The sequence below is a fragment of the Sedimenticola selenatireducens genome (assembly GCF_963675335.2).
Lineage (GTDB): Bacteria > Pseudomonadota > Gammaproteobacteria > Chromatiales > Chromatiaceae > Sedimenticola > Sedimenticola selenatireducens.
In genome coordinates, this window is record NZ_CAXXYC010000004.1 from 697,134 (window position 1) to 716,559 (window position 19,426).

The 19,426-nt window shown below is 47.7% G+C and carries 20 protein-coding genes; 3 read left to right on the plus strand and 17 right to left on the minus strand.

Features of this window, described 5'->3' with window-relative positions; translation table 11 throughout:
- Nucleotides 1-154: 154 nt before the first annotated feature.
- From ACHZBF_RS14345 to ACHZBF_RS14395, 11 genes are all read right to left on the minus strand, one after another.
- The gene (locus tag ACHZBF_RS14345) at nucleotides 155-850 is read right to left on the minus strand and encodes a helix-turn-helix domain-containing protein (RefSeq protein WP_321528821.1); all 696 of its coding nucleotides are present in this window, start codon (nucleotides 848-850) and stop codon (nucleotides 155-157) included.
- A gap of 406 nt (nucleotides 851-1,256) precedes the next feature.
- The gene (locus tag ACHZBF_RS14350; protein WP_321528822.1) at nucleotides 1,257-1,742 is read right to left on the minus strand and encodes a hypothetical protein; all 486 of its coding nucleotides are present in this window, start codon (nucleotides 1,740-1,742) and stop codon (nucleotides 1,257-1,259) included.
- A gap of 308 nt (nucleotides 1,743-2,050) precedes the next feature.
- On the minus strand, nucleotides 2,051-3,259 hold the full coding sequence (locus tag ACHZBF_RS14355; RefSeq protein ID WP_321528823.1) for a GIY-YIG nuclease family protein: 1,209 nt from the start codon (nucleotides 3,257-3,259) through the stop codon (nucleotides 2,051-2,053).
- Nucleotides 3,260-3,396: 137 nt separating this feature from the next.
- Complete coding sequence (locus ACHZBF_RS14360) at nucleotides 3,397-3,591, minus strand: MbcA/ParS/Xre antitoxin family protein (protein ID WP_321528824.1); 195 nt, start codon at nucleotides 3,589-3,591, stop codon at nucleotides 3,397-3,399.
- Nucleotides 3,592-3,753: 162 nt separating this feature from the next.
- Entirely contained in the window at nucleotides 3,754-4,350 is a 597-nt protein-coding gene (locus tag ACHZBF_RS14365; protein WP_321528825.1) for a HEPN domain-containing protein, read from the minus strand.
- Between the two features lie 25 nt (nucleotides 4,351-4,375).
- Nucleotides 4,376-4,996, minus strand: a complete 621-nt coding sequence (locus tag ACHZBF_RS14370; protein ID WP_321528826.1) for a hypothetical protein — start codon at nucleotides 4,994-4,996, stop codon at nucleotides 4,376-4,378.
- A gap of 224 nt (nucleotides 4,997-5,220) precedes the next feature.
- Complete coding sequence (locus tag ACHZBF_RS14375; RefSeq protein ID WP_321528827.1) at nucleotides 5,221-5,847, minus strand: hypothetical protein; 627 nt, start codon at nucleotides 5,845-5,847, stop codon at nucleotides 5,221-5,223.
- A 356-nt stretch (nucleotides 5,848-6,203) separates the two neighbouring features.
- Nucleotides 6,204-6,947 carry a hypothetical protein gene (locus ACHZBF_RS14380; RefSeq protein ID WP_321528828.1) on the minus strand — a complete coding sequence of 248 codons (744 nt, stop codon included), beginning with the start codon at nucleotides 6,945-6,947 and terminating at the stop codon, nucleotides 6,204-6,206.
- Nucleotides 6,944-7,582, minus strand: coding sequence for an AlbA family DNA-binding domain-containing protein (locus ACHZBF_RS14385; RefSeq protein WP_321528829.1), 639 nt, complete (start codon nucleotides 7,580-7,582; stop codon nucleotides 6,944-6,946). Before ACHZBF_RS14385 ends, ACHZBF_RS14380 begins: the two co-directional genes overlap by 4 nt.
- A gap of 84 nt (nucleotides 7,583-7,666) precedes the next feature.
- Complete coding sequence (locus tag ACHZBF_RS14390) at nucleotides 7,667-7,957, minus strand: hypothetical protein (RefSeq protein WP_321528830.1); 291 nt, start codon at nucleotides 7,955-7,957, stop codon at nucleotides 7,667-7,669.
- A complete protein-coding gene (locus ACHZBF_RS14395) occupies nucleotides 7,954-8,340 on the minus strand; it encodes a YcgL domain-containing protein (RefSeq protein ID WP_321528831.1) in 387 nt (128 codons plus the stop codon). Before ACHZBF_RS14395 ends, ACHZBF_RS14390 begins: the two co-directional genes overlap by 4 nt.
- 357 nt (nucleotides 8,341-8,697) lie before the next feature.
- On the opposite strand from ACHZBF_RS14395, the gene ACHZBF_RS14400 reads away from it, so the two are divergent.
- From ACHZBF_RS14400 to ACHZBF_RS14410, 3 genes are all read left to right on the plus strand, one after another.
- A complete protein-coding gene (locus tag ACHZBF_RS14400) occupies nucleotides 8,698-9,573 on the plus strand; it encodes a tyrosine-type recombinase/integrase (RefSeq protein WP_321528832.1) in 876 nt (291 codons plus the stop codon).
- A gap of 9 nt (nucleotides 9,574-9,582) precedes the next feature.
- Nucleotides 9,583-10,779, plus strand: a complete 1,197-nt coding sequence (locus ACHZBF_RS14405; RefSeq protein WP_321528833.1) for an IS91 family transposase — start codon at nucleotides 9,583-9,585, stop codon at nucleotides 10,777-10,779.
- A 560-nt stretch (nucleotides 10,780-11,339) separates the two neighbouring features.
- A complete protein-coding gene (locus ACHZBF_RS14410) occupies nucleotides 11,340-12,539 on the plus strand; it encodes an IS4 family transposase (protein WP_321528834.1) in 1,200 nt (399 codons plus the stop codon).
- A gap of 125 nt (nucleotides 12,540-12,664) precedes the next feature.
- Here the strand turns inward: ACHZBF_RS14410 and ACHZBF_RS14415 are convergent, their stop codons facing one another.
- The 6 genes from ACHZBF_RS14415 to tnpA form a co-directional block, all read right to left on the minus strand.
- Nucleotides 12,665-13,414, minus strand: coding sequence for an HNH endonuclease (locus ACHZBF_RS14415; RefSeq protein ID WP_321528835.1), 750 nt, complete (start codon nucleotides 13,412-13,414; stop codon nucleotides 12,665-12,667).
- Nucleotides 13,415-13,484: 70 nt separating this feature from the next.
- The gene (locus ACHZBF_RS14420; protein WP_321528836.1) at nucleotides 13,485-14,030 is read right to left on the minus strand and encodes an AbiTii domain-containing protein; all 546 of its coding nucleotides are present in this window, start codon (nucleotides 14,028-14,030) and stop codon (nucleotides 13,485-13,487) included.
- A gap of 80 nt (nucleotides 14,031-14,110) precedes the next feature.
- The gene (locus ACHZBF_RS14425; protein ID WP_321528837.1) at nucleotides 14,111-16,666 is read right to left on the minus strand and encodes a TIR domain-containing protein; all 2,556 of its coding nucleotides are present in this window, start codon (nucleotides 16,664-16,666) and stop codon (nucleotides 14,111-14,113) included.
- Nucleotides 16,667-17,085: 419 nt separating this feature from the next.
- Complete coding sequence (tnpC, locus tag ACHZBF_RS14430) at nucleotides 17,086-18,663, minus strand: IS66 family transposase (protein ID WP_321528838.1); 1,578 nt, start codon at nucleotides 18,661-18,663, stop codon at nucleotides 17,086-17,088.
- 24 nt (nucleotides 18,664-18,687) lie between these two features.
- Nucleotides 18,688-19,044 carry an IS66 family insertion sequence element accessory protein TnpB gene (gene tnpB, locus ACHZBF_RS14435; protein ID WP_321528839.1) on the minus strand — a complete coding sequence of 119 codons (357 nt, stop codon included), beginning with the start codon at nucleotides 19,042-19,044 and terminating at the stop codon, nucleotides 18,688-18,690.
- On the minus strand, nucleotides 19,044-19,340 hold the full coding sequence (gene tnpA, locus ACHZBF_RS14440; protein ID WP_321528840.1) for an IS66 family insertion sequence element accessory protein TnpA: 297 nt from the start codon (nucleotides 19,338-19,340) through the stop codon (nucleotides 19,044-19,046). Before tnpA ends, tnpB begins: the two co-directional genes overlap by 1 nt.
- Between the last annotated feature and the right edge of the window lie 86 nt (nucleotides 19,341-19,426).

The following is a 19,426-nucleotide window of genomic DNA, read 5'->3' on the forward strand; positions in this document are numbered from 1 at the left end:
TTCCTGAGTTTATCAGTCTACATCCTGGTTGAACAGCCACAAGACGAGCGTCCGCAATATGTCGGCAATTGCCCGTCCACTGTATAGTTCACCCCAGCCCTCGGCTTGTCAGTAGAAAATAGATGAGTCTCCTTTCTTTCGGAGTCGGTCCTAGCTATAAACGGATGCCTCCCGACTTCGGCGTGGCGAATTGCTCGGGTTCCTTGCCGAGTGGAAAGGCGATCATGTACAGCACATTGACGTGCATCGGTTTGCTGTCCGGGTCAGAACCCCATTTCACCTGCATCTTGCGTTCGGCGTAGCGAAGAGAAACGCCAAGTGTTTTTAACGAGTCGATGTGGGACTGCATCTCGTCATACACCTCAAATTTCTGTGTTTCGGTATAGTCATCCGCGCAATCCCGGTACTCCCTGAAATAGTCCACCAGTGTTGCGAAGGCCTCATCCGCTTCGCGGGGCAACTCGAAGCCGGGTTCCGACAGGTCCATCGGGCAGATTTCGGCGAGTTTGGCCAACTGTTTGCCTGTAGTCAGCGGAATCGCTGTCAAGGTGACATGTTCTCGATCGAACTTTTCTTTCGACAATTTTAGTTCGTCTTCGGATGGAATGGTGAACGACTTGTTGAGTATGTCGATGTCCTCAAACTCAAACGCACTGGCAAGGGCACGGCGGGTATCGAGGCTGGCGGACAAGCCTCGTTCGACCCGCTGGATTGTTCTCACATTGAGACCAGAGATTTCAGCCAATTGCTCCTGCGACCATTGCCGCATCTCGCGGAACATCCTGATGTAAACGGCCAGTTCGGCGGGTGTCAGCAGGCGGGTTTGTTTAGTATCTTCTGTAGCGTTCATTTCGTAGCTCCATCGTTTTCAATCGATGTAGCGAAGTATGGGGAGCCAAAGGCAAGGGCAACACGACAGGAACCCGACAGTTAGCCGACAAGCAACAGCACTTAAAAGAGATTATCTGGGCCCTTTTATCTCCAGTTTCCGTCCATAGAAATATATTCCTGAAGTGATCAAAGTTTACCAACCTCGTTGAACAACCAAAAGATAAATGGCAGCTTCATGTCGGCAATTGCCTGTCCACCGTACAGGCGAGATTCATCCAAAAGCGGCCTATCGGAGCATTTATGCTTTAGTCGGCTGTAGCCAATATCGGACATTTTATAAAGATCAATCGCTCCTTTTACTTTAGTAGGCGTCAGTATGATATATGACACCGTTTTCCTGCTTTAATAGGATTTGTGATTTCCAACTAGCAACTATCAATAAGTTTCATATCATCTTCATCAAAGCGCACAAATTTATATTTTCCCTCTGCACGCTTGATTGAAAATCGTCCTTCCTCGACAAGCTGCTCAGCATAATCAAACATAGCCTCAAGCAATTTTGATTTATCATGATCCGGAATATTCAGGTATCTACCAAGAGATTTTTCTACCACGAAAAACTCGTCTGTAGGCTCAAACAGTTCTGAATAAAAAGCATGTTCAGCAAACTCCATGTGCAATATCGGCATCTTGAGATCAGCGCACCATCCAAACATGATAATTTTTTGGTCATCTTCCTGACTATCGATCTCATCCAATAACTGTAAAATGTCTGATCTACTTCCTACTGATTTACCCTGCTCTCTGAGCACCGCGCCAACAAGGAATGGCAAGGTTAATCCTCTGCGTCTCCTCTGTCGCCAGACATTTAGTAACCTAAACCAGACAGGTTTTTCGATATCGGGCACCATATTGTATTACCATTCATTCCAACATAGATTCCATTGCTTTACAGCCTCCTTCTTCATTACTGATTCCCCTTTTACGGATTCATTTGTATGAATATAAATGATCAGATTTTCTGATGACAGACCGGATTGGATGATGCGCGGTGGTCTGTTCAGCCAATAGCAGCATTTTAGCCCAGATCCCCCAATGTCCGCTATTGCACATAGGAAACGTTTGTTTAACCAACATCGCTGGATGAAACCATCCAAAAGCTGACCTACGATATTATTGACCCGCAGTCTCATATGCGACCAAAGCCGACCTAAAGATGTTAATCCTTGTTTTGAACATCCGACTCAAAACACCAATCATATCCGTATGCCTTTTTGCGATAACCGTATCCGGTCGTGCAAGGCTTGCGTAAACAAACCGAACTGATCGATGAAACACAGTTTGTATTCTTGGCTTTGCCTTCCGCGACTAGCCACCTCGCCGCTTCATGTTGGCTTGGAAAAGTTTTTAAAACTTCCCCTGTTTTTAAATCAATCATGTAAACCGGTTTACTGCTTTTCTTAGCCGCTGCATTACCTGCTTTAAGTGCATTAGCTTTTGCTTTTTCAGGGTTTTTCTCGCGGTATTGTTTTAGTGAGGCTTTGCGTTTTTCTTTGGTTTCCGGTGTTGTCCGTGAGGCAATTAGTTTTTCTTGCCAGGCTTGATATGCCTCTGGATTATTTTTAACCCATACATCAAAGCTGGCTTTTCGTTTGGCTTGGATTTCTGGTGAACTAATCGCATCACGATTATTTTTTCTCGCTTGTTCGTATTCTTCGGGATTTTCTGCCATCCAATTCTTTATTCTTTCACTCGACATGACCCGATATTTTTCATCGCTCATGACTTCTTTTATTCGCTGACTACGTGCACGAAGCGCGGGTGTATCGCCGGATTGAAATGCCTTTTTAGCTGCCTCAATCATGGACTGATACTGTTGAGGATTATTATTTATGTGCTCACGTTTCCTTTCACTGGTTTCAGTAATTGAGGGGTGTTTGGTTGTACCACCCCCGCCAGCGACAAGATTCAAGCAACTTTCATCAACCAAAAGTTCTTCGTCTACCAGGGTCGATTCTAGCTGTTCGGTTTCTTCTGCCGTGTCAAAAACTGCGATATAAAAGCGGGAATACTTATCTGCATTATTTTTGAATTTATTTTTAAATTTCAGCCCCGATCCTTGATAGCGTATTAATTCGGACCATGTGGGGCGATTGGCTTTTCCAATGTAATATTCGCCATTTTCCATGTTTACCTGGACATACACGACCCGGTAATAACCATCGCCCTTATTTCGTAGATGAAACAATTCCCTCAGCGGTATGACATCAAACCAGTGATTTTTGATTGCAATGCGTTCTTTCTGAAATCCTAGCTTTGCTAGGTTACGACTTTCATTAGAAGAGTTGAATGGGCCATTATCCATAGCCAATTCAATTGGATTGAATTCTTGCCAGATTTTGATGTTGTCATTTAATTCAATAATCATTTTTCAATAATGACCATTTCTTGCTGGTAACTGCGTGTGGATATTACTTCTTTATGACAGGGGTTCAGCATTTTGGGACATTTCAGACTGCCAAACACCCAGATTATCCAGAAAGCCGTTTGGTCTGCTTCGTGCCGTTAGGTGAACTCACCAGACGCTATCCTATCCAGGATCGAAATCACTTCATCCATACCTTCCTCGTCTCTAAGTATCGAGTAAGGGGTGCAGCCATTCAAGGCATTAATTGGTGTATGCAGCCACTTCTCTGCTTTAGCCGCATCTTGAAATGTAGCGACAGCCAACTTCTCAACATCTTCTTTTGTGTAATTCATACTTTTGTCCAGTACTGGCCGGTTTCTGAACTATAGACCGGTAATCTGAACGGCCGGTATATGTCGAAACCTACCGATGACGCCTGCCATCCAAGAGCGGACGTTACGCCCAAAATACTCGCGTGTCTTTTGCGACGGCTGCTTTTCTTGTTAGCGCTATTTTCAGCAACCTGGTTCGTCATAGTGAAAATACTCATTGAAGGCTACGGTGCTCATAAATGAACTTTCAGTGTTTATTGTTCCAAGTAAATCGTTAGTGTCTTTTAGTGCACGCAATTGGTGAGGCTGGGCAGTTTCATTACCCGATAGTAGCTGACTAATTACAGTTTCTGACCAATCAACGGTTGGAATTCTTGGCCTTATAAAAGCAACAATTTCATCTAGAGGTAAAATATTGGAATCGAAACTATACCAGTTATAACTTCCATCTTCTGGGCTCGACATGCTTGGATAGCGGACATAATCAAAATATCTCTCGAAAAAAGTAACTCTTCTTTCAAGTTCTTGGTTAGAAAATGATTCATCATGTTTGGCTGCCTCTTTACATAAACTGCCAATTCGATGACCCCAAGCAGGCGACCCTTTCTCCACTTTTATTCCATGCCCTAGTAGAAAAGATTTCAAGTAAAGTTCAATTGTCCGGTGAGCATATACCGGAGTCTCAATCATAAAACCAGTAAACCACAACAGTCTTGTTGCGATATAGCTGTTATCCGCATATCGAAGCCAATCATTGTGGTTATGGTTTGATTCGATCACTTAAGTACCTTTTGCACTAACACTGCTAATCAGCCTCGTAGCTTTTTGCATCGCCTGAATTAGCCTTGTTGGGCCATCTATCAGCAGGTTCAAATGGGTTCTCTGGATTGGCTACCCGCAGATAAGGTATCAGCTCTGGTTCCAGACGCTGGCGCTCCTCCATTGTCGCGACGAACAGCTTCTTTGCAGCAGAGCGAAAGATAATGGTGGCTTCCTTCGTCAAAGGCGCGAGCCCCCAAGATTTTACTGGAAGCACCATGTCTCGTCCCGCGACCTGCAAAATGACTGGTTCAACCTGAATCGCTTCATCATCAGAATGAGCGAGCACCTTGTTGCGATCCTGCATAACGACCTTATGGATTGCTCGTTCTTCAGAGTTTAGAACCCGCAAGAGGCGGCCAGGAAGATCAGGCACACCGCCGGCAGCACGTGATGTGTTTCCCGAAAACGGCCGGCAATAAGCGATTATCATGGAGCAGTTCATGGCCTCAAGAATAACGTAGCTCTCTTCAGGGTAATTCTCATGTAACTGCTGGTCGAGAATGTAGGAGGACGCAAGCTTCGCATGTTTAAAGTCTGCGTACGACAGCAGAATGCGCTTGTACTGACGCATCTTGCCGTCCAACTCGGGAGTCAATGTAGCCATTCTCGTTCTCTATTTTTGCGCAACGCTGTTAATACAGCCCGCACATCCGGCGTAATGTTCTATCCAGGCCCTATGGTTAGGGATGATTCTGGAAAGAGGCATCTCGTCGATAGAAGAAAAATCCTTAACCATTCTGAGTTTATCAGCCGACATCCTTATTGATCAGAACAAGAATGTGCGTCCGCTCCATGTCGGCAGTACACCTTGTGCCTTGCTTTTTATTATTAGTGCGCTTTTCTCGATTTCCGCACATTATCGAGGCCCATATTTGGGTGTTTGGCCACACTCATTTCATACAGTTCGTCCACCGTGTATCTTGCCTCCACAATCTTCTGAAGGAGTTGTAGTTCTTCATATTTTTGTTTCCCTACCCAATTCAGATGCGTATCAATCAATCCGACTAATTTTCTAAAGAACTCAATTTCCGGTGCAGTCAGCCGAAAAGACTCGAGGTTTACACTACCCAAACTCCTTTCTCTTTCGTGAGTGTGCAAATACACCCTTACTCTATGCTCTTCTAAATCATTCACAGAATGGGCTATATGCTTATCCCTAATATCTATGGCTAGATTGTGAATGCTCAGGTCGGGTTCGGTGATTGTTGCCAATAATTCTTTTTGGACCTTTGATCTAACACCTCCCTTAAAACACCTTCCATACTTCACCAAAATCGTTGTTGCATGACACTCCTTGTTGATCTTCTTAACTTCAGATCCGTTTTCTTCGAAGCCATCAAAAGGTACTAAATATTCTTCGCAGAGTTCTTTGCAACCTTCTAGGTCGAGCTGCATTCCAACCAAATCGAATGCTCTTTCCGATTCAGGAAGACTTAGATTTACGTAACTGATCATAGCCATTTGTTGTTATTTATACAGCCAGCACATCCGGTTCAATATACAGCTGTAGAATAAATTGACGATTCTGACACACCGTTCTATCCATGTTCAATATTCCGGGATGATTCTGGAGTGAGGCATCCCGCCCATAGAAGTTCATTCCTTAATATTCCTGAGCGTATCAGCCGACAACCTTGTTGAACAGCCACAAGATGGGCGTCCGCTCTATGTCGCCAACTGCCCATACCCTGTTTAGGGAAGAGCCATCCAAAAACGGACGTTATCGTCAGCCTTAACCTGCGATTTGTTGACAGTGAGTTCTGCGAACGAAAAATGCATCCAAGTTAACGGTCTTGTTGGGTGTGATGTCGTCAATGCTTACCTGCACGGTATTCCTCTATGTCTTTTTTAATCACTTCTGGAGATGGATTAAACCAACCAAAACAGTGATATAGCCACTCGGTCCACTCTTGGGTCACAGATGCGGGAGAAGATATAAGCTCCTCTATATTAATTACTTTTTTTCTCTTAACTATTGATTCAGCGAGTGAATAATATTCATGCCAAGCCCGGTTCCAGTCCGTTGTAAGAACAAGTCCTTTCACGTTTACTAACGATATATCAAGAACAACTTCACCCTCATATACACCTGCTGCCGCCAACCTCGTGGCAAACTCAACAATTTCCGACATGGTATAGAGTATATTGACTGTCGACATAAACCCTGGAACCGAATCCAATTCCAAATCGCGATAGTGGTTTAAATGCCCTTTAGTATCATTCAGCAGTTTCTGATGCCAATCTTCGTCCACTACTTCATTTACACTGAAAAGGTGAATAAATTGGGCGCTTTGATAGAAGCGCCAATACTCCGTATGCCTACCACCGCCACCTGACCAGTTGCCTACCCAGTTAGAACCCGCACCTGACTGGCCAGGTTGGTGGCTTATGTGAGGATAATACCAACCCCGCATTCTAACTTGATGGCGCTCAATAACTGCCTGACACTCACTTAATGATGCAATCTTTTCGGGTTCATAACTGGTTGGTCGAAAATTGACTCTCCAATATGGGATACCCTCAAAAGGCACAGGAAGATTGATTGAACCATTCATAGTCCTTGCAACTCCTGATCAAATGCTTCATCAGGCGTTTCACTATTTACACCAGACAGACCAATTCGACTCGCCGCTTCGATGATGCTTCTCGCTCTTTTTTCTGCTGCAAGCTCTATCAAATCTCTAATTTCATTCGAATCTTCAACTTTCTTTGTTTGTGGCTTTCCGGGAGGCCGAATCAGAACATCGCTCTTGGAAAAAGCTTTTGATTCGTTTGACGAATTTCGCTTACAAATACATGGAAGATGAGAAAACTCTGATACCTGAATCGCAAGGTATGATTTTTCATCTCTATACTTAACGACAACGACATCTAGATCCAATGGAATGGAGGCGTATTTAGTCACAAAATCCGATATATCATCAAAATCATAGGTGCCTATATGGTCATCATTTATGCCAGTTAATTCCCATGCTTCCCCCCTCTCTGAAACACCCACAACAATAATTCCACCATCTCGTAGGTTCGCCATTGCCATTGAAGTGCGTGTGATATGCCACTTGAGATTGTCCCACGGCGCGGATTCTTTAAAATCGACACTTTGGCTCTCTTGGCACCGATCCAAGCTTTCCCAGACTCGTCGGTGTAGCCTTGCATGACCAGGCATATCTGAAGAGGGAAGTGCACTCACTAATAGATCATCCTTTTCTATACAACCAACGGCTGGGATAACAGGAGAGCGAGCGATAGCGAGTGAATCCTGTGAAGTCCATGGTCATATTCTCTCTCGGATTGTTTTGTATGAAATAAATATAACCCCAGCACCTACAAGTGCTATCTGCATAGTTACATCCGAAAGTAATGAAATTTTCGACGGATCGTAAGCGCAATATATGAGAGTACAGCCAGTTGGAATTGAGGCGGCAGCAAAACCAGATACAAAAAAATCTTCGATTGAGGTTTTTTTCCCCTTAACCTTGTGCATCGCCAAAAGAGCTAGAACACAAATCAGCACCAAAGTAACAGAAATGGCATTGATGGTTAAATTGTAGCCAAAGAGGTTCATTTACCACCTCCGGCTTTAGAATGATTTGCTAACCATGCTCCAATTAACGCTCCGGCGACTGCCCCAACCGGGCCCAAACCTAAGCTAGCCGCGAGAATACCACCCCCAACGGCGGCACCAACCTCGGAAACATCGCTTTCCTTGGCTTTCGTTGTTACAGATGCCCCTTGAAGGTGATAACCGTTCTTCTGAATATTTGCGATTACCTCGTCTGCGTCAGCAGCGATAAGTTTCATACCATGGTTAATGGTTATTGTTTTAAAATATTGCAGCTTCCCGAGTTTATGTGTTAGCTCATTTGGTAATAGGGCAATAGAGCTTCCAGAAGGTACAAACAAGTATGCCCCGTGAACTTTTTGTGATTGGTATATATCAGTTTCCATATTCTTTTATTTTTGAATATAACGCTGTGTATACAGTCGGCACATCAGGCGCAAAATACAGCTGTAGAATAAATTGACGATCCCGACACTTAGTTCTACCCATGTTCCATGATAGGGAATAACAATGGAGTGAGGCATACCGCCAATAGAAGCTCGTTCCTTAACATTCCTGAGTCTATCAGCCGACAACCTTATTGAACAGCCACAAGATGAACGTCCGCTTCATGTCGGGGGACTAAACCGCTACCGCGGTAGTTGGCACTCCGATTCGGCCGTGTCGATTTGCTGAGCCCGCGGCTCTGTTTTCTATGTTGAAGAATGAGGCAATCCGCCTCGTTCTGAGACAGGAGCAGAGCGATGACCCAATCGACTCAAGCTATCAGCCCGTTACGCCAGCGCATGATCGACGATATGCGGTTGCGCAAACTCTCACCCAAGACGCAGACCGGCTACATCCGCGCGGTGAAACGGTTGGCGGGTTTTCTCGACCGCGCACCCGATACCGCTACGGCCGAAGACCTGCGCCGCTTCCAGCTGTACCTGGTCGATCACGGCATCTCGCCGGTCTCGTTGAATGCGACGATCACCGGGCTCAAGTTCTTCTTTGAGGTCACGCTCGACCAGGCGCAGCGGATGACCAGGATGCGTTCCGTGCGCGTGCCACGCACATTGCCGGTGGTGCTGAGCCGGAATGAAGCGGCACGCCTGATCGCCTCGGCCGGAAACCTCAAGTACCAGGCCGCGCTGTCGGTAGCCTATGGTGCTGGCCTGCGCGCCAGTGAGGTGGTCGGACTCAAGGTCGGTGACATTGACGGCGAGCGCATGGTACTGCGCGTCGAGCGGGGCAAAGGCCGCAAGGATCGCTACGCGATGCTCTCACCCGTGTTGCTCGAGCGTCTGCGTACCTGGTGGCGGGTCGCCCATGCCCAGGGCAAGATGCTTGAGGGAGGCTGGCTGTTTCCGGGCCAGAATCCGATCAATCCACTCAGTGCCCGTCAGCTCAACCGTGCCGTGCATGCCGCGGCGACCGCGGCCGAGATCGACAAACGCGTCTCGATGCACACCCTGCGCCACAGCTTTGCGACCCACCTGCTCGAGCAGAAGGTGGATATCCGCGTGATCCAGGTGCTACTCGGGCACAAGAAGCTCGAGACCACCGCGCTGTATGCCCAAGTGGCGACCGAGGTCCTGCGCGAGGTGATCAGTCCTTTGGAGACAACCTCACCCTCGTAGGGAGTGCCCGTGGCACGCCCCGCCTTGGAGGTCGCGGATATCTTCCGCGCACACGGTCCGGCCTGGCGGCAGACCCAGCGCGGCCACTTGAGCCTGGGCCAGCTCAAAGTCATGTCGGCGATTGAGCAGTGCCGCAGCGCGGCACTGGGTGGCCATGTGCTGCATTGCCCCGCCTGTGACCACACCCAGATCGCCTACAACTCCTGCCGCAACCGGCATTGCCCGAAGTGCCAGGCCAGTGCCGCCCGACGCTGGCTCGAGGCCCGTCAGGTCGACCTGCTGCCGATTGAGTACTACCACGTCGTCTTTACCCTGCCGGCCCCGATCAGTGCCATCGCCTATACCAACAAGGCGCTGATCTACGGTCTGCTGTTTCAGGTCGCAGCCGAGACCCTGCGAACCATTGCCACTGACCCGCGGCATCTTGGTGCACAGATCGGGCTGACCTTGGTCCTGCACACTTGGGGATCGGCGCTGATTCATCACCCGCATGTGCATGGCATCGTCCCCGGCGGTGGCCTTTCACCTGACGGGCAACGCTGGATCGCCTGCCGGCGGGGTTTCTTTCTGCCGGTGCGGGTACTCTCGCGGCTGTTTCGACGACGTTTCCTCGAAGCGCTCGCCCAGGCCCATGCTGCCGGCCAGCTGAAATTCTTCGGTGACGATGCCGCTCTGGCAGATGCCGAAGCCTTCGCCGACTGGCTCGCTCCACTACGGAAATGTGAATGGGTGGTCTATGCCAAGCGCCCATTTGCCGGACCGGCGGCCGTACTCGCCTATCTGGCCCGCTATACCCATCGGGTGGCCATCGCCAACAGCCGGCTCATCGCCCTGGATGACCGGGGTATCACCTTCAAATGGAAGGACTACCGCGCCAAGGGCAAGACCAGGCACAAGACCATGACGCTCGACGCCGGGGAATTCATGCGCCGCTTCCTGCTGCATGTGCTGCCACCTGGCTTTCACCGTATCCGACACTATGGCTTGATCGCCAATGCCGGGCGTCGCGAAAACCTGGCACGTGCACGTGAACTGCTGCATGTACCGCCTGATCCCGATGATGCGGTGAGCACCAGTGATGCAATGTCTGAGTTCGGGCAGCCGACCTACGTCTGCCCGGACTGCGGGGCACCGATGGTCATCGTCGAGACTTTGGCGCATGGCCAAATGATCCGTGCACCACCCGGGCTACGAGGCGCAGCATGAGCACCGGCGCCCTCCGCGTTTGTTATCCCTATCGTTATCGGCCGGTGCCGATACGGGCCGCTTTTGTGCTTTGCCATCGAGACCTGCATTTTTGCGTGCGACGCGAGCAAGAAGTTTGGTCTGTCCGGCATGCTGCTGACTACCTGGGCGATGGCTTCGCCTGCATCACGGACCGTGTCGTCACCGCATGCCACCAAGCGACGATTCAAATCCCCATAGCCATGTGGTCTACCCAGACCACCGTGAAGCATCCCGCGGTTTCCTCCCTCGGGGCTTATCCGACGCCTGCCCACTGAACCTCGGTGAGTACCCGCAGTTCTATAGCTGAGGCCAGGCATCCGATGAACCCTTAACAGCAATTGCCCGTCCACCGTACAGGCGAGATTCATCCAAGAGCGGACGTTTACTCCAATACACGTCTTCCCGTAGAAAATAGATCCGTCCCTGAGGTATCCCCACAAAATAGCGCTTTAATTCAGTAAGTTAAGGGGTATAGTTCACCTAAAAGAGCGTGTGCAACGGATTTTTTCCTCCGAACTCATCACTTTTCGGGGGATCCGATGCACACGCTTTCGATATTATACAAGCTTCTGGCGCAGTCAGTTCCCGTTCATGCAAAACGCCTTAACGCAATCACGGCCGCAGTCCATGCCCTATCCCAGGGTGCGACAGCCACAGTCACTTCACTGGGTCGCCACGTTGCTGGGGACGCCTACGATAAGCACAAGATTAAACGGATAGATCGTCTGTTATCGAACCCACATCTTTTTCATGAACGCCATGCCATCTATGCGGCCGTTGCCAGGCGTTTAGTTAAAGGGTTGCCGGTACCCATTATAGCGATTGACTGGTCTCCACTGTGCGCCGACCAAAGTTGGCAGCTACTGCGTGCCGCACTCCCGGTGGGAGGTAGAGCCATTACGCTTTATGAAGAAGTCCATCCCCAATCAAAACTTGGCAACCGTAACATTCAGCATCTATTTTTGGATCGGCTGGCAACGATAATTCCTGCGCCATGCCGTCCTATCATTGTTGCCGACTCAGGATTTAGAACACCGTTCTACCGATATGTTGAGAGCACACTGGGATGGCATTGGGTTGGGCGTATTCGGGGACGTGATTTTATTCGAACAAGCAATGAGACAGGCCAATGGTTGAGCGCTAAATCGGCGTATCAGAAAGCAACGACAAAGGCCAAACAACTGGGCAATATTCAATGGGTGAAAAACAATCCATTAACCGCCTTTGCTGTATTGCTCCGACAATCAAAGAAAAAACGTACGGCACTTACTTATGATGGAAAGAAGCGCCGGTCCAAAAGGAATAATGTGCATGTCAAACGAGAAAAAGAGCCTTGGCTGCTGGTTGCCTCATTATCATTGCGAGGCCGCACACCCGAACAGATTGTTAAGATCTATTGTACAAGGATGCAAATCGAAGAAGGCTTTCGGGACTGTAAAGCCAACCATTACGGATTAGGTCAATCTCAAAACAGACGAATGAATGACAAAAGACGATCTGTTTTGTGTTTGCTGACTACATTGGCTACATTTATTCTTTGGTGTATTGGCGTAGCTGGAAGACAAACTGTTCTAGCAAAGCGAGTCAGAGTGAATTCATCCAGCAGGCGTGAGCCTTATTCTGTTGTATTTCTGGCGCGCCTGTTGATTACACAGAAGAAATTCCGCTTGCCTGAGAAGACAGTGATGTCTTCGATAAATACGATAAAGCCTTACATGGAGTCGATACTGTGCGGCTAAATTTTGTGGGGATACCTCAGGATCCGTCCCCTTTACTCGTGATTAGCGGAAAACTGAAGCAGAGCTGTTTGCGCATAAAATGGCGCGAAGCGACATGCGCATACAGCGGCGCGTAGGTTTTTCTGCTACATTACCTTGTTAAGTGCCAGCCTCGATTTGAGTTCAGTTACTTCCATGACAGGGTCAGATCTATGCACCATGGCATGACAATTTGGGCACAATGGAATTAGATCAGATATAGGATCAACCTCGTATTCGTCTCCTATCTCTGCAAGAGGCTTGACATGATGTACATGTATAAAGCCTGCGCCGATATCTTCGCCATATTTCTCAGAAAAATTAACCCCACATGCTTGGCAATCGCAGCCCCAATGCTCAATACATTTCTGTCGTGCTTCACGATTCCTTTCATAGGCATTAACGACCACTACTTTTTTCGCACCCTCAACCAGAGTGTCGTCTGGAATATCGTCAGGATAGTTAATTTCTATACTCAAAGATGAAAGTAGTTTCCGCCAATTTTTGCTCAGGGAAAGTCGTATTTGGTCTTGCCACCATCCATAATCGAAATCCGGTCTTTCATACATATCAAAGTATCCAGAACCGGGATGATATTTGCGTTCATCTTGATCCGATTTTGATATTATCAAACCCGTAATCGCTGGTAGATCGGTGCCTTTAATCCATTTCGCGAGCTCTCCCATACCGTGCCGATCCAGACTCTTGCCTACTGTTTTAGCTATCAAATCGAAACCCAGAGCGTTGTGAACCTCAGAATATGAAACGTATGTTTGAGGCTGCTCAACTCTAACTTTTCCGCTTTCTATATGTCTGATCAAATATTCCAGAATCTGTAATGCAGGCTTTGAAAGCATGAGATCTCCTGTAGCACTTAACAGCTGATTCTACAGCCGAGAATATATTGACGATTTCGACTAATCGTTCTTACTTAGCTCTATGTTTAGGTGTGTTTGGTATTTTCTCAGAGAGTTCGAGTAAGAAATCAAGAAGACGAGAGCGTACCTGGGTAAGGATTTGGATAAGTGTGTACTTAGGAATCTCACACCACGCGCTTTGAACCTTATAGCCACTGGCGAATTTTACGCTTAAGAGCCCATAGAGCGCATGTGATATCGGACGCTGGACTGAATCCCCCTCAGAATTGGCAAGATCTTCAATTGCAGATATTCCCTGCCTGAATTCCGAGCGTTCCAGAGAATCCCGGATATCATCTTCCAAGTGATACACGGGAACATCGACTTCATTGGCACTGTATGCAGCATTCATGATGTTGGCTTTGACTATTGAGCCAACGACTCGGTAATCGGGAAGATCTTTTACACCACCATATCCATCTAACTCGTGATTTACCCATTCAATCAGTTGTTTTTCACCCAGTTTGTGTAAAAGTACTTTAGTCTTAATAAGCGCATCTGTCAGATTTGGCTTTTCTGAGGAGAGTATTTCGATTATTGGGTTTATGAGATCCATCTTGGTCTTCCGTTTTTACGCATAACGCCACGGCTCACACGCGGAGTTTGTCGTTGCGTAGCCAATTGTTAGCATTTCTTTCATCCTTTTAGCGCAGAATGCCTCTCTAAGTGCAATTGGGTGTTTATTGGTAACCCTATTGCCGCCGTCAACTGCTGTTTTTCTTTGTATCCTACATGATGCATGTAGACATATTGAATGACGATTTCTTTTAAGACACGGCCGCAAGCCGGATTATCTTTTAATCTAGAATATAAATTCCCAATTGTCGTGATGTCGAGATTTTTCATGAACTGCAGTTGTATCGTTTGGTTAATTAACGAAACAGCAGGAGTTTCTTTTTGCCCCTCAATTGATACATAGACCTCATCTAATTCTTTTGTTCCAACTGAAAATCCGATTTTTCTAATAACCCCAAAAATGACTCCATACGTCATCAATAGGAATAAATTGCGCGCCTCTTTTTCCAGACTCTCATTATCTATGTTTGGATTTTCGAGCAAGTGATGTTTGATATTGTCTACGATCTCGTCCTTTGCGGTACTCGATGCGGAAAGAAAGAACTGTAGAAAACGGAGGCCTACATCATATGCCTGTTCTGTGAGCGCTACTAACGTATTTCGGGGTAGTGAGCCGTGCCTATTACGTAAGATTTGTCCAATAATCTCCATTCCCTTAAATGCTTTGTTGATTTGAGCCAGTAGAGCTGTAGGCTCTAATTCGCTCGATTTCTTTTCGATCTCTCTTTCAGTATTCTCCGCTTCATCCTTTAACAAATTATCCTTTCTGCGTTCGCTCTCCACGTCGCGCTGCTCTAAAATTAGCTTAGGTATTTCGTCAATAAATTCCTTCATGAAATGCAAATCATCACTGGTTAGGGTAGCCTCGCCGTGACCATCAAAAAGCTCCATCATGGCAAGTTGCAGTTCATCGATAATCCATGCATCCTTCGAGTGGTGAGTAATAAATATAATTATGTTTGCACTATCTTCACGATGTAACTCTGCAATCAGTTCTTGAATCTTAGGTCTAATATCATCGGATCGATACAGATTCTCCGATAAATATTTGGCAGCATAGAAATAGTAAATATACTTGTACTTAAATCGCAGCCCTTCGGTGCTATTGAATAGAATTCCCGCTAGAACCAAGTTACGCACTACGATGTCCTTGTCTATCGAGATGTATCGCGCATTGTATTCCCTTGCAAATTCTTCAAGCCCACCTTTGTCAACGGCAAGTACCTTTTTCACAAATGCATAGCCAGCGAGTTCCGTCAGAAAATTGATATAAACTTCAATTTCGTTGTGACTTATCCGTGTCTTTTCCAGCGCTCGATATATGAGGTACTGATAACAATGTCCATAAGACGTTAGCTCAACCCCTAACGGAGAATATGATTCAAACGTTTGGAGGATCGTCAATAGATAGATTGGCTTCGAAGGTACTATATTGTTTCTAACCAAGGTGTCGGCATGGCGTTTCAATGCATCAATGCCTTGATACAATTGATCCTCCTTGATTTCATTCTCGACCCCAAGCTCTACCCATTTCTTCGTGAGTTCATATCGTTTCACATTGCCAAATAGCATCAATTCATAGTGGGCAAAGCCATCAAGCGACGGTATATCCGGAACGATATACTGAAATGATGTGTCTGCAATAATGACGATACAATCAAAAAACCGCTTTGCAACTTCAATGAATGTGATCTGGTGCTTTCTATTTAGCCTTGTCTTCTCGTAATCATCGATGATTAGGGATTTTCCATTCATGGCTCGGTAATTCGCGAAATCAAAATTATCGTACTGCTGCCGCAGCCCGGATTTCGCGATTTTTTCGATATCCGTACCCTTAACATCCTCGCCCGTTATCAACAAAGGGGTCTGGCCATCATTCACTAGCCTCAGAAACATCATCTTAGCCAATGATGTCTTCCCGGTTTGTTCGTCGCCGAATATCAAGGCCCAGCCGCGAGTGACACTTGGCTCGGATGCGCTGACGGTTAAAGCAATTTCGTCAGACTCAATGTCCAGTAACCGCAAATCTTGATACACAAAAATATCTTGGAGGCTGACGACATCTTTGTTTCGATGCGCTAGCTCCACTTCGGACTCGGTTAGCCATTTCTTGAATGGTTTCGCTATTTCTTGGGCCACAACAGGTAACGACGACTGAGCTTCAATCTTCAGTCGTTCTTGGCGATCACTGAGAACCTTCTTCATTCCTTCAATGACGCTTAGCCACGCGTCGTCGGCATCATCCCACCTGCTGACAGGAATCGCCTGATCTGGAAGTGCTTGCAGATTACCCAAGAACGTTGTCTGCCAGTCACATGGCCTAATCACAATTGGGATAACGATGGTTGTATCTACATCGTGGCGGCGAATTGCTGCCTCTAATTCTTTTTCAATACAATAGTCAGATGCCAAAAAATCTGGGCTGACCAGAAATACAACAATGTGGGCCCGTTCTAGCGCCCCGGATATCTCCGCTGCCCATTCCTGGCCTGGAATGATCTGGCCATCGGTCCATGATTTAATTTGGCCTTGGCGTTCGAGTTGCGAAAGACCGACTTCCAGCCTCGTTTTGAACGCGCGGTCCATGTGGCTATAGCTTATAAATACTTCGATCATTGAAAACTCGGCATATTTGTTTATTAATGTAAAGCGGTTGTTTATTAGTACAGTACTAGCGCTGGTTATACAGCCCGTACATTTAGCGCAATACCCAGCCGTAGAATATATTGATGATTCCGGTACATAGTTCTATCTATTTTCCGTGTTTAGGACTAATTCTGGAGTGAGGCATCCCGCCCATAGAAGCTCATTCCTTAACATTCCTGAGTCTATCAGCCGACAACCTTGTTGAACAGATACAAGATGAACGTCCGCTTCATGTCGAAATCTCCCGTAGACGCCTGTCATCCAAAAGCGGCCTGTCGGGTTGACTATGATTTAGTCGACTGACGCCATGAAGGGGACTATGACAGATTGAATAGGATATCGACACTAAACTAAAGTAAGCGGTCATTAAACCCCGTCTTGCAGCAGAATCACGTCCTCACTAAGCTGTCACCATTCAAGTTCCACGGTAACAGCGCTTCGATCTCATCCAGGCTTTGTGTCGCAGGCAGCTCTTTAAAAATCCGTTTCAGATAACCATAAGGTTCCTGTCCATTGGTCTTCGCAGTTTCGATCAGGCTGTAAAGCGCCGCACTGGCCTTGGCACCTCGGTCTGTGTCACTGAATAGCCAGTTTTTTCTGCCAATGACAAAGGGGCGGATCGCGTTCTCAGCGACATTGTTATCGATCGACAGACGACCATCTTTGGTATAAACGGTCAGCTTGTCCCAGTTCTTGTCCAGATAGCCCAGGGCTTTTCCCAGAGCACCTTTCGGCAGTACATGATGCAAGGTCTTATCCAGCCAGACGCGGAGCTGCTCAAGCACCGCCACGCTCTCCTGCTGGCGAACCTGTTGACGTACTTTCGGTGGCTCGTCCTTGATGCGGCGTTCGATATCATAAAGTTTACTGATATGGCTTAACGCCATATCCGCCTTGCCCGCCTTGGGCTTTTTGCCCTGGGGTGCCGCTGCCTTCTGTGCCTCGATAAACTTCCGACGTGCATGTGCCCAGCAGCCCAATGGCGTGATGCCCTGGGTTTTGCCTAGCGCGTGATAACCGGCATAGTCATCGGTTTGCAGATAACCTTCAAAGCCATCCAGGAGTTGTTCGGCAACGCTTCCGCTGCGGCTTGAGGCATAGTCATAAAGCACGATCTTCTTATCTGGCGGGCCACTGACACGCACCCACATGTAGGATTTGCTCTGGGGTAATCGGCCTTCTTCCTTGAGTACTTGTACCGGGGTCTCATCACAATGGATGATCGGCCCTGACAGCAGTTGATCGTTGAGCAGATTCAGCAGCGGTTGGACTAAGGTGCCGCATTTAAGCATCCAGCCAGCCAGGGTATTGCGCCCTAACGTAATACCACTCCGTTGCAGGATCTGCTCCTGACGATACAGTGGCAAAGCATCTTGATACTTGGCAATCGCCACATGGGCTAACAGACCGGCGCTGGCATTGCTCTTAGGAATCGGCTGTGGCGGCAACGGCGCAAGTTGCACACCCGCCTCGCAAGTCTGACAGGCGTATTTCTTACGCACATGGACCAGTACCCGCACCTGGGCTGGAATGATATCCAACTGTTCACTGGCCTCTTCGCCGATAAGGGTGCGCTGACAACCGCAGGGACAGGTCTTCTCGGCTTCTGGCAGATCATGTTCGATGCGGATACGCGGCAGTTCCGACGGCAGGGGCTTGCGTCCACGCGGCTTTTGCTTGGCGGTAGACGGCCGACTTTGGCTGGCCGGTACTTCGTCAGCAGGCGCCTCGCTTTCCTCACACAGCAGCTCGGCCTCATCAAACAGTTCCGCTTGTTCCGATACCTTCTCACTACGGGTGCCAAACTGGCGATGGCGCTGTAAACGAATATACTCTTCAAGCAGGGCAATGCGCCGTTCCTTACGGCTGATTTTCTGCGTTTGGTTGCTGAGCATTAACTGCTGCTCAGCAATGATTTTCTTCAGTGCGCCAACATCATCAGGCAGGTTTCCAACAGCAGCTTTCATGGCGGTTATTTTACCGCATAATGCCTAGATTACCGAGTCAAAATACACACGTTGATGGGGTTTGTTGTTCCAGATATCAAAACCATCCAAGAGCCAGTTTAACTCCTGACCGCTGAGTGATAAGGGCGCATCCGTGTTCATCGACGGCCACTTGAAACGCTGCCGTTCCAGGCGCTTGTACCAGACAATGAAACCATTACGTTCCCAGCACAGCATCTTGATCTTATCACGGCCGCGATTACAGAAAACAAACAGGGCTTGGATATTGGGTGATAGCGCCATCTCCCGTTCGACCAAGGCCGACAGACCATCAATGGATTTACGCATATCCACTGGATCGGCATACAGGTACACTTGTACCGACTCGGATGGGCGCAACATCACCGTGCCCCCAGCAGGTTGCGCTGAACTACCGGCAAGACCTGCTCCAGCGAACCAACCGGCACCTCCAGGCGCAGACCCCGGACCGATATCACAATCATTGTCTCAACATGGCGATTGGACATAACAGGAATCAGTTTACCGGCCACAGCCGGTGTGGCCAGGCGTTTGCGCCAGTAACCGAATGTGGAAAACTTCAGATCATGTTGTTTGCAGTAGGCCTGCTGGGTCAGCCCGCTCTGTTTCCAATCGGAAAAATGCGCTTTCCAAAAGACTGCTTTCTCTCCACTATCCATTCTATTCTCCCCATGAATTTGAAGGTCGCAGCATAGAGGAGAGGCCGCCTAAAAAAATAGATGGGGTTTATTGATCGCTTACGAAT

Bases quoted from the DNA above. Each gene is read 5' to 3' on its own strand.
- ACHZBF_RS14345 (WP_321528821.1), bottom strand. From the start codon at position 850: ATGAACGCTACAGAAGATACTAAACAAACCCGCCTGCTGACACCCGCC.
- ACHZBF_RS14350 (WP_321528822.1), bottom strand. From the start codon at position 1,742: ATGGTGCCCGATATCGAAAAACCTGTCTGGTTTAGGTTACTAAATGTC.
- ACHZBF_RS14355 (WP_321528823.1), bottom strand. From the start codon at position 3,259: ATGATTATTGAATTAAATGACAACATCAAAATCTGGCAAGAATTCAAT.
- ACHZBF_RS14360 (WP_321528824.1), bottom strand. From the start codon at position 3,591: ATGAATTACACAAAAGAAGATGTTGAGAAGTTGGCTGTCGCTACATTT.
- ACHZBF_RS14370 (WP_321528826.1), bottom strand. From the start codon at position 4,996: ATGGCTACATTGACTCCCGAGTTGGACGGCAAGATGCGTCAGTACAAG.
- ACHZBF_RS14375 (WP_321528827.1), bottom strand. From the start codon at position 5,847: ATGATCAGTTACGTAAATCTAAGTCTTCCTGAATCGGAAAGAGCATTC.
- ACHZBF_RS14380 (WP_321528828.1), bottom strand. From the start codon at position 6,947: ATGAATGGTTCAATCAATCTTCCTGTGCCTTTTGAGGGTATCCCATAT.
- ACHZBF_RS14390 (WP_321528830.1), bottom strand. From the start codon at position 7,957: ATGAACCTCTTTGGCTACAATTTAACCATCAATGCCATTTCTGTTACT.
- ACHZBF_RS14395 (WP_321528831.1), bottom strand. From the start codon at position 8,340: ATGGAAACTGATATATACCAATCACAAAAAGTTCACGGGGCATACTTG.
- ACHZBF_RS14400 (WP_321528832.1), top strand. From the start codon at position 8,698: ATGACCCAATCGACTCAAGCTATCAGCCCGTTACGCCAGCGCATGATC.
- ACHZBF_RS14410 (WP_321528834.1), top strand. From the start codon at position 11,340: ATGCACACGCTTTCGATATTATACAAGCTTCTGGCGCAGTCAGTTCCC.
- ACHZBF_RS14415 (WP_321528835.1), bottom strand. From the start codon at position 13,414: ATGCTTTCAAAGCCTGCATTACAGATTCTGGAATATTTGATCAGACAT.
- ACHZBF_RS14420 (WP_321528836.1), bottom strand. From the start codon at position 14,030: ATGGATCTCATAAACCCAATAATCGAAATACTCTCCTCAGAAAAGCCA.
- ACHZBF_RS14425 (WP_321528837.1), bottom strand. From the start codon at position 16,666: ATGATCGAAGTATTTATAAGCTATAGCCACATGGACCGCGCGTTCAAA.
- tnpC (WP_321528838.1), bottom strand. From the start codon at position 18,663: ATGAAAGCTGCTGTTGGAAACCTGCCTGATGATGTTGGCGCACTGAAG.
- tnpB (WP_321528839.1), bottom strand. From the start codon at position 19,044: ATGTTGCGCCCATCCGAGTCGGTACAAGTGTACCTGTATGCCGATCCA.
- tnpA (WP_321528840.1), bottom strand. From the start codon at position 19,340: ATGGATAGTGGAGAGAAAGCAGTCTTTTGGAAAGCGCATTTTTCCGAT.